Source organism: Calditerrivibrio sp. (assembly GCA_026415135.1).
Taxonomy (GTDB): Bacteria; Chrysiogenota; Deferribacteres; order Deferribacterales; family Calditerrivibrionaceae; genus Calditerrivibrio.
Genome location: JAOAHS010000008.1, coordinates 25,595 through 40,000 on the forward strand (window position 1 = coordinate 25,595; position 14,406 = coordinate 40,000).

Consider the following 14,406-nt stretch of genomic DNA (forward strand, 5'->3'; position numbering starts at 1 on the left):
ATAAGATGAGAACAACCTTAGCAAAAGGTAACAGTGGCCTGACCTATGAGATAAGAAACATAGTATTAGTGGCTGAAGTACTTAAGAAAAATAATATCGAAGTAACCTGGGAAAACATCGGTGACCCAGTAAACAAAGGGGAACAGATCCCGGATTGGATGAAAGAGATTGTGAAAAAAGTAGCAGATACAAACGAAAGCTACGCCTACTCCCCCACCAAAGGTGTACTAAAGACAAGGGAATACCTGGCTAGTAAGTTAAATGAAAGGGGTGGTGCTCAAATCACTCCAGAGGATATACTCTTTTTTAATGGACTGGGTGATGCTGTGGACAAGCTTTACACATGCCTGAGAAGTGATCTTAGAATACTTTTACCAGAACCCACATATTCTTCCCACTACATCGCAGAAGTAGCACATGGCTCCATACCTCCTATGACCTACAGAATGAACCCAGAAAAAGGTTGGGAGCCAGATCTCACTGAAATCAGAGAAAAGGTAAAAAGGTATAAAGCAATAGTTGGCATCCTGGTACTAAACCCTGATAACCCCACCGGCTTTGTTTATCCAGAGCATTTACTAAAGGAGATAGTGGAAATAGCAAAAGAAAATGATCTATTCTTAGTATTTGACGAGATCTACAACAGAATTGTATATAACGGTAAAAAAAGTGTATTGTTGGCAGATATTGTGCAGGATGTTCCCGCTATAAGTCTAAAAGGGATATCAAAGGAATTCCCTTGGCCTGGGTCAAGGTGTGGATGGATGGAATTTTACAATACATACAAAGACGAAAACTTTAAAGAATATATAAACGCAATCTTTCAGAAAAAAATGTCTGAGGTATGCTCCACTACTTTACCCCAAATGGCTATACCCCTCATTATGGAACACCCCAAATACGAGGAATATCTCAGTGAAAGATCCAAACATTATGAACTACTGTCCAACATAGCTTATGACATTCTAAAGGAAAACAGATATCTTTTTGTCAACAAAACAAATGGTGCTTTTTATATGGCTGTAGCCTTCAAGGATAACTTACTAAACGATAAAATGAAATTAAAGATACAAAACGACAATGTATGTCAGTTTGTAGAATCCCTGATGGACAATAATACAGAGTTGGATAAACGCTTTGTTTACTATTTACTCGGAGCAACAGGGATATGTGTAGTCCCCCTTACCTCCTTTTACACAGACATACCAGGTTTTAGAATGACCCTTCTTGAAAAAGATGTAAAAAAGTTTGAAAAGACTGTAAAAACCATCTCAGACAAGGTAACAGAATATATAGAATCTGTATAAAGTAAAGCCGGTAGTTACCGGCTTTATCCCCACAACATATAAATAATCTATTGACCAAAAGTTATATTCATATATACTAATATGCAAATATCTACAAAGAGGTGACAGATGAACCAGAACAGAAGGCTCCCCTTTTTCCCTATCACCTTTTTTGCTTCTGTTATGGGTTTAGGTGGATTTACCATAGCCCTGAGCAGAGTTAACGAAGTCTTTCAGCTTGGTCTTAAACCAATATTAGATATAATGTTATATCTTGTAACAATATGGTATTTTTTTATTCTGAGTACATACATAATGAAGTTTTTAAAGTATCCTCAAGAAGTTAAAAAGGATTTTGATCACCCCATAAAAATAAATTTTATACCTACATCATCAATAAGTTTGTTGCTTTTATCAATAGGTTACATAAACATATCAGAAGAAGTTTCCTTACTACTTTGGATAGCAGGCTCTTTACTACACCTAATTCTTCTACTTTTCATTATAAATAAGTGGTTTTTCAAAGACTTTAAAATAAACTTTAAAAATCCATCATGGTTTATCCCTGTAGTGGGGCCAATTCTGGTACCTATAAGCGGAGCAAATTACTCTCAAGAGTTATCGTGGTTTTTCTACAGTATAGGCATAATCTTATGGTTACCTATGCTCTCTGTTCTAATGTTTAGGCTAATCTTTAACGATCCGATGCCAATAAAACTGCTACCAACATTAGCAATACTCCTTGCCCCGCCTGCTGTGGGGTTTATATCGTATGTAAAACTCACAGGTATGATTGATCCATTTGCAAAGATACTGTTCTATTTTGGCGTGTTCACCTTTTTAATGCTCCTTACCTTTATAAAGCGATTTCTTAAAATACCATTTTTTCTATCCTGGTGGGCTTATACCTTCCCTCTTGCTGCCTTTACCATATCAAACATCTTGTATTATAAATTAACCGGTATCACATTTTTTGCTTACCTCTCCGGTGCACTTATGCTTTTGACAACTATAGTTGTACTAATTGTTACGGTAAAAACCATAATATCTATCTCTAAAAAAGAGATCTGTGTAGAAGAATAACCCATTGAAATCAAACAAAAAAAACCTTGACATCTTACCATATATAGCTATATTCATTTTTAGCACTTAACACTTGAGACTGCTAACAGGTGATAAAATGAACGACATCCTCAACGAAAGGGAAAAGATTGTATTAAAGATGATAGTAGAGGAATATATCCGTACCAGTGAACCTGTTGGATCACGTTTTATTTCAAAACATAGCCCTCTTGGGTTAAGCCCTGCTTCTATTAGAAATGTGATGAGTGACTTAGAAGATAAGGATATGATAAAACAGACCTATATTTCATCCGGACGGGTTCCATCTGATACCGGATTACGTTACTATGTAGATAAACTTATCTCAATAAAACCTTTCAATGAAAACCAAATAAAAGATGTCCTTGTGGGGAAGAGATTAAATTTGAAATCGGTTTTCGACGATATTACAAAAAAGTTAGGTGAATTAACAAACTCAGTTGGGTTTGTTGTTTCACCAAAGCTAAACAGTTCTTTCTTGAAGCATATCGAATTTATAAAATTAAATAAAGATAGCATTCTTGCTATCATAGTAACACGAGCTGGAATAGTACACAATATCATTATAGAATCAGAAAATGAGATCAAAGAAAATGAGCTTACAATGATCAGTAACTACCTGAACAAAAACTTTTCCAACCGCAGCCTTGGAGAACTAAAAGATGCTTTACGCCAAGAGATGTTGAACGACAAAGAAAAGATCCAGATGGTATATAACAAAATGCTTTCATTGAGTAAGTTAGTTTTTGAAGGTATAGATGATGAATACGAAATCATACTGCACGGCATAAACCATATAGTGACCCAGCCGGAGTTTAAAAAAGATCTTGATACATTAAAAGAGCTTTTAGAAATACTCGAAAGCAAACAAAAGATCTTAGATATTTTAAACAAACTTGTCACAAGACATGGCATCAAGATCTTTATAGGTTCAGAGATCGGAGATAAGGTGGCTCAGGAACTTGGGGTAGTTCTTACCGAATACAAGAGAGGTAGCAATATAATAGGTATGTTAGGGGTAATAGGACCTAAAAGGATGCGATATCCGGAGGTCTTACCAATTGTTGACTATACATCCAAACTAATTACAAATATTCTTACTGAAATAGGAGGCGATGATGAGCAATAATAAAAACAGTAAACAGTTCAATAAAACTGAAGAACAGATAGAGAATGAAGAATGTTGTGCTCATGTAGAATGCTCTGTACAACAGGAGCAGAATCCTAACGAATCTGACACCCAACAACCAACAGAAAACATTTTAGACGAAAAAGATAAAATAATAGAGCAGCTTAGAACTGCTCTGGCAGAAGCTCAAGATACCATATTAAGGGTAAAAGCAGATGCTGAAAATTTTAAAAAGCGCCTAACAAAGGAATTTGATGAAAAACTAAAATTTGCTAACCAAAGTCTACTTATGGACTTCATTGCTTTCGCTGATAATGTGGAAATAGCAATGAGCCACATTCAAAAGAGTGATGATGAAACCGTATGCAAAATAATTGAAGGGTTTGAACTCATTTTAAAGCAGTTTAAGGATATCCTTGCAAAACATGGGATGAGGGAGATCGATTGTCAAGTAGGGGATTCTTTCGATCCAAACAAACACGAAGCTCTAATGTTAGACGCCCGTGAAGATTTTGAAAACAATGCCATCACTATGGTACTCCAAAAAGGATACACCCTAAACGATAGGGTTATCCGTCCAACCAAAGTAAAAGTAAATAAAAAATAAATAAGGAGAAACAATATGGGAAAAGTAATAGGTATCGACTTAGGTACTACAAACTCTGTTGTCGCAGTAATGGAGAATGGTCAACCAAAAGTAATTATCAATGCCGAAGGGATGTCCACCACCCCATCTGTTGTAGCATTCACCGACAGCGGTGAAAGATTAGTGGGTATGCTTGCCAAAAGACAAGCTATTACAAACCATGAAAATACTATTTTCAGTATTAAAAGGTTAATCGGTAGAAAATACGATTCCGCTGAAGTGGCAAAAGCGAAATCGCTTCTACCCTATAAAATTGTCCCTTCAGATATAGGAGACGCATGGGTAGAGGTAAGGGGTAAAAAATACTCACCCCAAGAGATATCTGCAATGATACTTCAAAAGCTAAAAAAAACTGCAGAAGACTATCTGGGTGAGACAGTAACAGATGCCGTTATCACAGTACCAGCTTATTTCAACGATGCCCAAAGACAGGCGACAAAAGATGCTGGTAGAATAGCAGGTCTAAACGTACTAAGAATCATAAACGAGCCCACAGCTGCAGCTCTCGCATACGGTCTTGACAAGAAAAAGGATGAAAAGATCGCAGTTTACGATCTCGGTGGTGGAACCTTTGATATCTCCATACTGGAATTAGGTGACGGTGTCTTCGAAGTAAAATCCACCAACGGCGATACCTACTTAGGTGGAGATGACTTCGATCAAAAGATCATAGAATGGCTCGTGGAGGAGTTCTTAAAAGAAACAGGGATTAACCTAAAAAACGACAAAATGTCTCTACAGCGTCTGAAAGAAGCCGCCGAAAAAGCAAAACACGAGCTTTCTACTGCACTGGAAACAGAGATCAACCTACCTTTCATCACTGCAGACCAAACAGGGCCAAAACACCTTGTGAAAAAACTTACAAGGGCAAAACTCGAATCCCTTGTTATCGATCTCGTGGAAAAAACACTCGAACCATGTAGAAAAGCACTAAACGATGCAGGCCTTACCGTAAAAGATATAGACGAAGTGATCCTTGTGGGTGGGATGACAAGGATGCCCCTTGTGCAGCAAAAAGTTAGGGAATTTTTTGGGAAAGAACCCCACAAAGGGATAAACCCCGATGAAGTTGTTGCAGTAGGTGCTGCTATACAGGCTGGTGTTTTGAAGGGTGAAGTAAAGGATGTTCTACTTTTGGATGTTACACCCCTTTCACTTGGTATAGAGACATTAGGTGGTGTAATGACTAAGATCATCGAAAGAAATACCACAATCCCCACAAAGAAAAGTCAAATCTTTACCACAGCAGCAGATAATCAACCATCCGTTACCATCCATGTATTGCAGGGTGAAAGGGAGATGGCCGCTGACAACAAGTCCATCGGTAGATTTGACCTTGTAGGTATACCACCTGCCCCAAGAGGTGTTCCACAAATTGAGGTTACTTTTGATATAGATGCTAACGGTATTCTGAGCGTAACAGCAAAAGACTTGGGTACAGGCAAAGAGCAATCTATTAGGATCACACCAAGTAGCGGCTTGACAGAAGAAGAGATCAATAGGATGATAAAAGAAGCCGAGTTAAATGCCGAAGAAGATAGGAAGAAAAAAGAACTTGCCGAACTTAGGAATCAGGCTGATACCCTCATCTATACCACAGAAAAATCACTACACGAGCATGGATCTAAAATAGATGAGGCTACTAAAAATACTATTAATCAGGCATTGGATGAGCTAAAAAAGAACCAGTCATCGAACGACCCGGCAGTATTGAAGGCTTCAATTGAAAAACTTGCCAACGCTTCCCATAAGTTAGCTGAAGAGGTTTACAAGTCAGCTTCAAGCCATACTTCAGGGGAACAGACCCAAGATACCCACTCCAGCACTGGAAGCCAGACAAAGAAAGATAACGTTTACGATGCAGAATTTGAAGAGGTAAAAGACGATAAAAAGTAACAAAGAGGTGGTAAAACCACCTCTTCCCCTTACTCATCTTGTAAAACAATTTTACAGTTGTTTTTGTCTGTATTTTTGATATAAACATCTAACCCTGTTTCGGAGGTTATTTTGGCAAAAGACTACTATGAAATATTAGGTGTAAATCGAAATGCATCAGAGAGCGAGATAAAAAAAGCTTACAAGCAGCTCGCTCTAAAATATCACCCAGATAGAAACCCGGGCAACAAAGAAGCTGAGGAGAAATTTAAAGAGATAAGCGAAGCTTACAGTGTCCTGAGCGACCCCCAGAAAAGGGCCCAATATGATCAATACGGTCGCGTCCTCGATGGAAATCAGGGTTTTAGTGGAGCAGATGATCTCGGATCTATCTTTGAAGAGTTCTTTGGTGATGCCTTTGGTTCTTTTTTTGGAGGTTCCACAAGATCTAAAAATAGGCCCAGAAAAGGCTCAAACATAGAAATGGAGATAGAAATAGAATTTGAAGAATCCGCAAAAGGGGCAAAAAAACAGATAGTAGTTCCAAAAACTGTTACATGTAAAAGATGTGGGGGCACAGGTGCAGAACCTGGAGCCATCATCACTTGTCCAAGGTGTAACGGAACTGGACAGCAGGTCTATAGACAAGGCTTCTTCACCATGTCCACCCCTTGCCCAAACTGTCACGGTAGTGGTAAATTTATAAAAGAAAGGTGCAACGAATGCAAGGGTGAGGGTACCATAAGGGAAAGAAAAAATATTGAGATAAAAATCCCTGCAGGTATAGAAGATGGAATGATATTAAGGGTCTCTGGTGAAGGTAACAACGGTATAAACGGCGGCCCAAACGGGGACCTTTTTGTTAAAATAAATGTCAAACAACATAAATTCTTTGTAAGAAAGGGTAGAGATCTTCATCTTGAACTACCTATATCCTTTATTGATGCCATCTTAGGGAAAGAGATCAATATCCCCACACTTGATGGAAGCGAAACGATTAAAATAAAACCCGGATCCCAACCTGATGACACAATTATACTAAAAGGTAAAGGTTTTCAAGATGTAAACGGATACGGTTTGGGCAATATGGTGGTGACACTAAAAGTGGTTCTTCCCACAAATATAAACAAAACCCAAAAGGAGCTTCTTGAAAAGTTTGTGGAATGCTCAGATGAAAATACATACAAAAAACACAAATCCCTCTTTGAAAGAATAAAGGAGTTTTTTAGCTGATATAATATGAAAAATCTACTGATAGTTGATGATGAACAAAATCACAGGCTAATGCTCCGTCTTCATCTAAAAGATCATGGGTTTGTCATACATGAAGCAGACAATGGTTTTGAAGCCTTAACTATAATTGAAAACAATAAAATAGATATTATCCTCCTTGATATAAAAATGGATATTATGGATGGACTTACCTTTCTTCATAAAATAAGATCGGAAGGAATCGATATACCAGTGATTATGATCTCCGCCTTTGATAACGCCAAGTACGCAGTGGAATCCCTCAAGCTTGGTGCAGCTGATTATATCACTAAACCCGTGGACATAGATCAACTGATCAAAATTATCAAAAAATTAATACAAACCAATCCTACTGTAGAGCAAACTACATTTCTCTCCGATTATGTTTTTGACGGTATTTATTCAGAAAGAGGTTTGGGTAAAGTTATCTCTTTGCTAAAAATGGTTGCCCCCACAGATGCAACCGTATTGATAACAGGTGAATCCGGCACAGGTAAAGAGCTCATTGCAAAATCGATACATAAAAACTCCCCCCGCTCAAAAGGCCCTTTTATAGCAGTAAACTGTGCCGCTTTAAATGAAAATATCATAGAAAGCGAGCTCTTTGGTCACGAGAAAGGGGCTTTTACTGGTGCCATATCCCAGAAAAGAGGCAAATTTGAATTAGCTGACAAAGGCACAATATTTCTTGATGAAATTGGTGAAATACCACAACATATTCAGGTAAAACTGTTACGTGTTTTACAGGAAAAAGTCATCGAACGGGTAGGCAGCGAAAAATCGATAAAAGTGGATGTTCGTATTGTGGCAGCTACCAATAGAGACCTAAAAAAGCTCGTAGAAAAAGGTGACTTTAGAGAAGATCTCTATTTCAGGCTCAATGTTTTCCCCATTCACTTACCACCTTTAAGAGAAAGGTATGAAGAGATCCCTTTACTCATAGATTTTTTCATCAAAAAGTACTCAACAAATTTTGGCAAAAATATAAAGGGATACACCGAAACATTTTGTAATAAGCTAAAAAATTATCACTTTCCGGGTAATATCAGGGAGCTTGAAAACATCATCGAACGCGCCATCATTTTATCAAAAAATGACATACTGGATGAGTCTCTACTACCAGATCTCGATCTACGTAACAATTCGGATCTTTTAATAAAAAACAACGAAAAACAACTCATTTTAAAGGCCTTAGTAGATGCAAAATACAATAAAACAAAGGCTGCAGAAATCTTGGGCATTTCGAGAAGAACTCTACACAACAAAATAAAAGAATACAAATTAGAGGTTTAATATGGCAAAAGAAAAGTTGTGGGGTGGTAGGTTTAATCTTACCACAGACAAATTAGCAGAGGAGTTCAATGCCTCAATACATTTTGATAAAAATCTTTACCCATACGATATAGAGGGCAGTATAGCCCATTGCAGGATGCTTGCAAAACAGGGTATCATAACAAAGGAAGAATCTGATCAGATTATAAACGGCCTTAAAATCATAAAGGAAGAGATCGAAAATGGGCAATTTGTATTTAAAACAGAAGATGAAGATATCCACATGGCCGTTGAAAAACGGCTCAAAGAGCTGATAGGCTCCCCAGCAGGCAAACTCCACACAGCAAGAAGTAGGAACGATCAGGTGGCTACTGATTTCAGACTATTTTTAAGAAGCAATATAGATGAGATACAAAAAAGCCTCAAACAACTCATGTCAACCATTATAACAAAAGCCGAATCCCACCTGGAAGTTATCATGCCCGGCTACACACATTTACAAACTGCACAGCCTATTCTGTTTTCCCACTGGATAATGGCCTATTTCCACATGCTATTAAGGGATTTTCAACGCTTTGATGATTGTAAAAAAAGGCTAAACTACTCCCCCTTAGGTTCTGGTGCCTTAGCAGGAACAACCTTTAATATCGATCGTTTCTTTACTGCCAAAGAGTTGGGCTTTGAAGCACCAACAGAAAACAGTATAGATTCTGTAAGTGATAGAGATTTTGCTTTAGAGTTTCTTTCAGCTGCCTCCATCTGTCAGATGCATCTATCACGTTGGGCAGAAGAGCTTATAATATTTTCATCATCTGAATTCAAATTTATTGAGTTTTCTGATGATTTTTGTACAGGTAGTAGCATTATGCCCCAAAAGAAAAACCCAGACATGGTGGAACTAATAAGAGGTAAAACCGGTAGAATCTATGGCAACCTTATCTCTTTACTTACGACGATGAAAGGTCTACCCCTTGCCTACAACAAAGATATGCAAGAGGATAAAGAGCCTGTCTTTGATGCGGTAAATACACTGCTTACATCGCTGAAGATATTTGCCCCAATGATATCAAAAATGAAGATCAACTCGGAGAAAATGTACCGATCTGCACAGTTAGGATACGCTACAGCCACAGATTATGCTGACTACCTCGTCACGAAAGGGATCCCCTTCAGGGAAGCCCATCACATCGTTGGCAAAACAGTAGCCTACGCAATCAGCCAAGAAAAAGATCTTTCAGAACTTACTTTAGGGGAATTCAAGCAGTTTACTGATGTAGTGGATGAAGGGGTTTTTGAAGTAGTTACAGTGGAAAGCTGTATATCGAAAAGGAAGTCCTACGGTGGCACAGCCAAAGAATCTGTCCAACTCCAGATAGATAACGCGAAAAAAATACTAACTTCTTTATAGAGATACACTTTAAGCTTGACAAGTTTGTAGTTTTGTTGTATCGATTGACTAATCAGTCACATGGAGTAGCAGATGACAAAAAACCTATACCCAGATAAAAAAAGATTACTCATGGATGCAGCCTTAGATGTTTTTTCAGAAAAAGGTTTTTGGTCCACCAAAATATCTGATATCGTTCAAAAAGCAGATTTAGCACAAGGCACATTCTATCTTTACTTTAAAAACAAAGAGCACCTTTTTAAGGAGATGCTTTTATCTCTACATTACGAGTTTTCAGAAGATCTGGACAGTATCTTTAGTGAGCCTCAGAAAAATCTATGTTCCATACTTGCCAAGAAAATGATCATAAACTTTTTTGAAAGAAAAAAGATTATAAAGGTATTCCTTTACGAAGTTTTGAGTTTAGGTGCTGAATTCTCAGATTTGTACTACTTTTTCAGGGAAAATAGCCTAAAATATTTTGAAAAGGCTGTCAAAATAGACTACCCTTCATTAAACGAATCCACAGTAAAGAAAAAAGCATTCATATTAGGAGCTTTACTAAAAGCAATACTCGATTTTTATATCCTCAGAGAAGAAAAGTCTTTTGAAGAGGTCATAGATATTTTTTTAGAATATATGCAAGAGGTGCTCAGCAAATGAAAAAGTCTTTGCTATTCATACTATTTCCCACATTAGTCTTTTCTGCAGAGCTTACCATAGAAAACGCCATAAAATTAGGTTTAAAGGAAAACCTCTCCATTAAAGCCAAAGAACACCAGATAAAAAGTACATTATGGACTTTTGAAGCAGCCAAATCGGATAATTTCCCCTCCATTGTTGCAGATTACACTTACACAAAAATGGACGAAAAAAAACAGCTCTCCTTAAATACTCTTGGTGGAACAATGAAGGTTACCCAAGTGGAAGAAACCTACAATACGCTAAATTTAGGAATACAATACAATTTTTATACAGGAGGACTGGTTACTGCATTGGTGGATATAGCAAAGAAAAATGTGGAAAAGTCCCAACACGATCACACTGAACTATCAAACGAGATACGTTATCAAATACAAAATGCCTACATAAATATACTTGAGCTATACGCCATCAGGCAGCTGTATGAAAAAGAGATAGAATCCCTCAGGGCCCATCAAAAGGACGTAGAATTGTTACATCATCAGGGTTTGGCAGCAAAAATCGATATTTTACATACCTCTGTAAAAGTAAAAGAGGTAGAAAAAAAGATCTTTGAAATAAACAACAACATAAAAATCGCCAAGCTAAACCTTAGAATGCTGTTAGGACAAGAACCAGATGATAACTTTGATGTTTTAGAAATAGATCGAGATTTTTTAAACACCCAGATCGATGAAACAAAGATTATAGAACAAGCTTACTCCAACAGAGCTATATTAAAGTCCCTCAAAGCAGATCTCGAAAACCTAAAAAAAACCTTGGAAATAGAAAAAAGTGCTTACATGCCCAAAGCCTTTATTTACGGGGGTTATAACTACACAGACTCCAATGAGGCAATCTCACCAAAAGGTGGCTTCTTGCTTCAGGCTGGACTAAAGTTCAAACTGGATTGGGATAAACCCTCAAATCTGTTAAAAGGGAAAAAAGAGGAGATATATGCCTTTGAAAATAAGTTAAAAGAAGTTAAGTATAGAATAAAAATAGCTGTACAAAAAAGTATAGAGGATTTCTATACAGCGATTAAAACCTATGACCTGGCAAACCAGCAGTTAAAGGAAGCAGATGAATATTTCAGAGTCATGAATCTCAAATACAAAAACGGCTTAGCTTCCAATACAGACTTACTTGATGCAGAAGCAATGCTCACAGCTGCAAGAATCTCCACTAAAAAAGCTTATTACGATATAGCACGAGCTTTTTATAAAATAGAATTTGAATCAGCTTCGGAGGTAAAATAATGGGTAAAAAAATAAAGATAGCCCTAATATTACTAATTATTGGTTTTATAGCGTTTGCTGCTCTATCCTTTTGGTGGTTAAAAATGAGACTCGAGTACGCCTCCACAGATGCCGTTTTCATAAAATCTGACACAATTTCAAATGTTGGTTTTAAAAGAGTCTCAGGTAAAATCATAAAGCTCAACTACAAAGAGGGTGATCGGGTAAAAAAGGGTGATATACTGGCGATCATAGATGACAGTGACTACAGGATCAAAGCAGAACAACTAAGGTTTGAAATTCAATCATTAGAAAACCAGGCAAAATCTTTAGACGATAAAAAGAAAAAGGTTTATAGTGATCAAACAGCATCAGCAAATATCCAAAAAGATAAAATAAATGTCCTAAAAATAGAGCTTTCTTCACTGAATAAATCAATAGAAGAGCTTGAGATTCAGATAAAGCAATCAGAAAAGGATGCAGAACGATATAAAACACTTTTCGAAAAAAATGCTATACCAAGAAAAAACTATGAAGATGTAAGCAACCAACTTGAGATATTATACAAAAAAAGAGACTCCTTAAAATTGAAAACTGAAAGTGTAAAAAAACAGATAGATATAGCAGAAAAAGAGGTAGGACTAATCGAAAACAATAGATTTACCATAGCAGAGGTAGATAAAAACAAACAATCAATTCAAGAAAAGATAAATAGCCTAAAAAAACAACTCGAAGATGTAGAAAACCTTATTGCAGACTGCAGGCTTTTAGCCCCTTTTGATGGTGTGATAGGGATGAAATATGCTGATGTTGGTTCAGTAGTTTCCAGCGGAAATTTTGTTTACTCTATTGTAAGTGACAAAGATCTTTACGGTTATGTACTTTTAGAAGAGGGTAAGATAAAAGGTGTAGATGTAGGGGATAAAGCATACTTAACAGTAGATGCATACCCAAAGGAACAGTTTGAAGGAGAGGTGGAAGCAATACTACCAGCCTCTGCAGCCACCTACGCTCTGGTACCCCGTGATATTTCTGCTGGGGAGTTTACAAAGGTCTCCCAGAGAATTCCAATAAGGATAAAAATTACTAAGGGGAAAAAAGAGCTACTAAAAGTCGGTATGGGTGGAGAAATAAGAATTAAAAGATAACAAGAGCTATATCATGGTTAACAACTTAAACCACGAAGAACCTCTCTACAAACAGATACCTCTTGTGGGAAGGTTACTCATAACCTTTGTTGTGATGACTGGTACTTTTATGGCGATTCTCGATACTACTATAGTTGATGTTGTTGTACCAAAGATGATGGCCCCTCTTAACACAGATCTTTATGGTATTCAATGGGTCATAACCGCATACATGATGGCAGCAGCTACTGCATTACTCTTAGTGGAATCGCTGGATAAAATACTGGGGCTAAAAAAACTTTTTTTAACAGGTATCATAGTTTTTACCATCTCAAGTGCTTTCTGTGGCTTAGCAGAAGATCTTCCCATGATGATAGTCTCAAGGGTAGTTCAGGGGATTGGTGAAGCTTTTATAGTAGCTTCAGCCCAAACAATTATGTTTTCCATATTCCCCCCTGAAAAAAAAGGGGTAGCAATGGGTATTTATGGTATGGGCGTAAGTTTCGCCCCTGCATTAGGGCCAACTCTTGGGGGGTGGTTAACAGAACACATGAGTTGGAGAGCAATTTTTTATGTAAATTTGCCAGTTGGAGCGATGGTGATTATTTTAGGGATGTTGTTGCTACCTAAGTTTAAAACGGAACATGTAACTTTTAGATTCAATTTTATAAGTTACACCCTATTATCGATATTCACCATTTCACTTCTTATAATGCTATCAAAAGGTCAACAAAAGGGTTGGTGGCAATCGGATTATATATGGATACTTTTAATAATCTCTCTCGGGGCTTTAATACTTTATGCCATTTCGGAGCTTGCTTCAAAACACCCCCTTATAGACTTTTCTATATTCAAAATCCCCCATTATCGATACGCAATGATGATTTACTTTTTCACTTTGGGATTTTCCATCTATCAGATTTTTTATCTCATCCCATTATATTATGAAAACCTCAAACACTATACAACACTTCAGACTGGTTTACACATGCTGTCCTTTGCCATTTTTATAGGATTTACCTCACCTATAGCTGGTATTTTGTCTGATAAAATCGGTGAAAAAAATATACTTCTGGTAAATGCTTTTTTATACATCACCACATCTGTCTTTCTAATACCCAACTTAAACTACTACACCCCTTCCGTTCAAACAATGATTCTCACAATACCTTTAGGTTTTTCGTTGGGATCCTTTTTTGCACCTATCACAACCCTTGCCATGAGGACATTGGGTCCTAAAACAAGTCTTGGTGTTGGTCTTATGCACTATATCAGATTTATGGGGGGCTCCTTCGGAACAGCCATAGCTACCAATACACTCCAATCCAAATTTAATTATCACTTTGAAGAGATCTCTCTAATGCAAAACAACCAACATATCTATAACTACATAGCAACTGTCAAAAAATATTT

Annotated in this window: 12 protein-coding genes (1 of these 12 running past the window's edge); all 12 read left to right on the top strand. The window is 37.2% G+C overall.

Annotated elements, in window-relative coordinates; translation table 11 throughout:
- Nucleotides 1–5 precede the first annotated feature (5 nt).
- Nucleotides 6–1,307: a pyridoxal phosphate-dependent aminotransferase gene (locus tag N3C60_01790; GenBank protein MCX8083641.1), complete on the top strand. Its 1,302-nt coding sequence runs from the start codon at nt 6–8 to the stop codon at nt 1,305–1,307.
- Nucleotides 1,308–1,415: 108 nt separating this feature from the next.
- Nucleotides 1,416–2,369 carry an SLAC1 anion channel family protein gene (locus N3C60_01795; GenBank protein ID MCX8083642.1) on the top strand — a complete coding sequence of 318 codons (954 nt, stop codon included), beginning with the start codon at nt 1,416–1,418 and terminating at the stop codon, nt 2,367–2,369.
- Between the two features lie 97 nt (nt 2,370–2,466).
- Complete coding sequence (gene hrcA, locus N3C60_01800; protein ID MCX8083643.1) at nt 2,467–3,516, top strand: heat-inducible transcriptional repressor HrcA; 1,050 nt, start codon at nt 2,467–2,469, stop codon at nt 3,514–3,516.
- Entirely contained in the window at nt 3,506–4,123 is a 618-nt protein-coding gene (gene grpE, locus N3C60_01805) for a nucleotide exchange factor GrpE (GenBank protein MCX8083644.1), read from the top strand. The genes hrcA and grpE overlap by 11 nt, the downstream gene beginning before the upstream one ends.
- Nucleotides 4,124–4,138: 15 nt before the next feature.
- Nucleotides 4,139–6,058: a molecular chaperone DnaK gene (dnaK, locus tag N3C60_01810; GenBank protein MCX8083645.1), complete on the top strand. Its 1,920-nt coding sequence runs from the start codon at nt 4,139–4,141 to the stop codon at nt 6,056–6,058.
- Nucleotides 6,059–6,166: 108 nt separating this feature from the next.
- The gene (gene dnaJ, locus N3C60_01815) at nt 6,167–7,270 is read left to right on the top strand and encodes a molecular chaperone DnaJ (GenBank protein MCX8083646.1); all 1,104 of its coding nucleotides are present in this window, start codon (nt 6,167–6,169) and stop codon (nt 7,268–7,270) included.
- 6 nt (nt 7,271–7,276) lie between these two features.
- Nucleotides 7,277–8,581 (top strand): sigma-54 dependent transcriptional regulator, encoded by a 1,305-nt coding sequence (locus tag N3C60_01820; protein ID MCX8083647.1) that lies wholly within the window; start codon nt 7,277–7,279, stop codon nt 8,579–8,581.
- A 1-nt stretch (nt 8,582) separates the two neighbouring features.
- Nucleotides 8,583–9,968, top strand: a complete 1,386-nt coding sequence (gene argH / locus N3C60_01825; protein ID MCX8083648.1) for an argininosuccinate lyase — start codon at nt 8,583–8,585, stop codon at nt 9,966–9,968.
- 72 nt (nt 9,969–10,040) lie between these two features.
- A complete protein-coding gene (locus tag N3C60_01830) occupies nt 10,041–10,610 on the top strand; it encodes a TetR/AcrR family transcriptional regulator (GenBank protein ID MCX8083649.1) in 570 nt (189 codons plus the stop codon).
- Complete coding sequence (locus N3C60_01835; protein MCX8083650.1) at nt 10,607–11,887, top strand: TolC family protein; 1,281 nt, start codon at nt 10,607–10,609, stop codon at nt 11,885–11,887. Before N3C60_01830 ends, N3C60_01835 begins: the two co-directional genes overlap by 4 nt.
- Nucleotides 11,887–13,014, top strand: coding sequence for an HlyD family secretion protein (locus tag N3C60_01840; protein MCX8083651.1), 1,128 nt, complete (start codon nt 11,887–11,889; stop codon nt 13,012–13,014). Before N3C60_01835 ends, N3C60_01840 begins: the two co-directional genes overlap by 1 nt.
- A 13-nt stretch (nt 13,015–13,027) precedes the next feature.
- Nucleotides 13,028–14,406 carry the 5' portion of a DHA2 family efflux MFS transporter permease subunit gene (locus N3C60_01845; GenBank protein MCX8083652.1) on the top strand. Its footprint extends 190 nt past the window's final position, so only the first 1,379 of its 1,569 coding nucleotides appear in the window; its start codon is at nt 13,028–13,030; the stop codon falls past the right edge of the window.

What these genes read in the sequence shown, in the direction of transcription:
- N3C60_01790 (MCX8083641.1), top strand. Translation starts at nt 6, where the DNA reads ATGAGAACAACCTTAGCAAAAGGTAACAGTGGCCTGACCTATGAGATA.
- N3C60_01795 (MCX8083642.1), top strand. Translation starts at nt 1,416, where the DNA reads ATGAACCAGAACAGAAGGCTCCCCTTTTTCCCTATCACCTTTTTTGCT.
- hrcA (MCX8083643.1), top strand. Translation starts at nt 2,467, where the DNA reads ATGAACGACATCCTCAACGAAAGGGAAAAGATTGTATTAAAGATGATA.
- grpE (MCX8083644.1), top strand. Translation starts at nt 3,506, where the DNA reads ATGAGCAATAATAAAAACAGTAAACAGTTCAATAAAACTGAAGAACAG.
- dnaK (MCX8083645.1), top strand. Translation starts at nt 4,139, where the DNA reads ATGGGAAAAGTAATAGGTATCGACTTAGGTACTACAAACTCTGTTGTC.
- N3C60_01820 (MCX8083647.1), top strand. Translation starts at nt 7,277, where the DNA reads ATGAAAAATCTACTGATAGTTGATGATGAACAAAATCACAGGCTAATG.
- argH (MCX8083648.1), top strand. Translation starts at nt 8,583, where the DNA reads ATGGCAAAAGAAAAGTTGTGGGGTGGTAGGTTTAATCTTACCACAGAC.
- N3C60_01830 (MCX8083649.1), top strand. Translation starts at nt 10,041, where the DNA reads ATGACAAAAAACCTATACCCAGATAAAAAAAGATTACTCATGGATGCA.
- N3C60_01835 (MCX8083650.1), top strand. Translation starts at nt 10,607, where the DNA reads ATGAAAAAGTCTTTGCTATTCATACTATTTCCCACATTAGTCTTTTCT.
- N3C60_01840 (MCX8083651.1), top strand. Translation starts at nt 11,887, where the DNA reads ATGGGTAAAAAAATAAAGATAGCCCTAATATTACTAATTATTGGTTTT.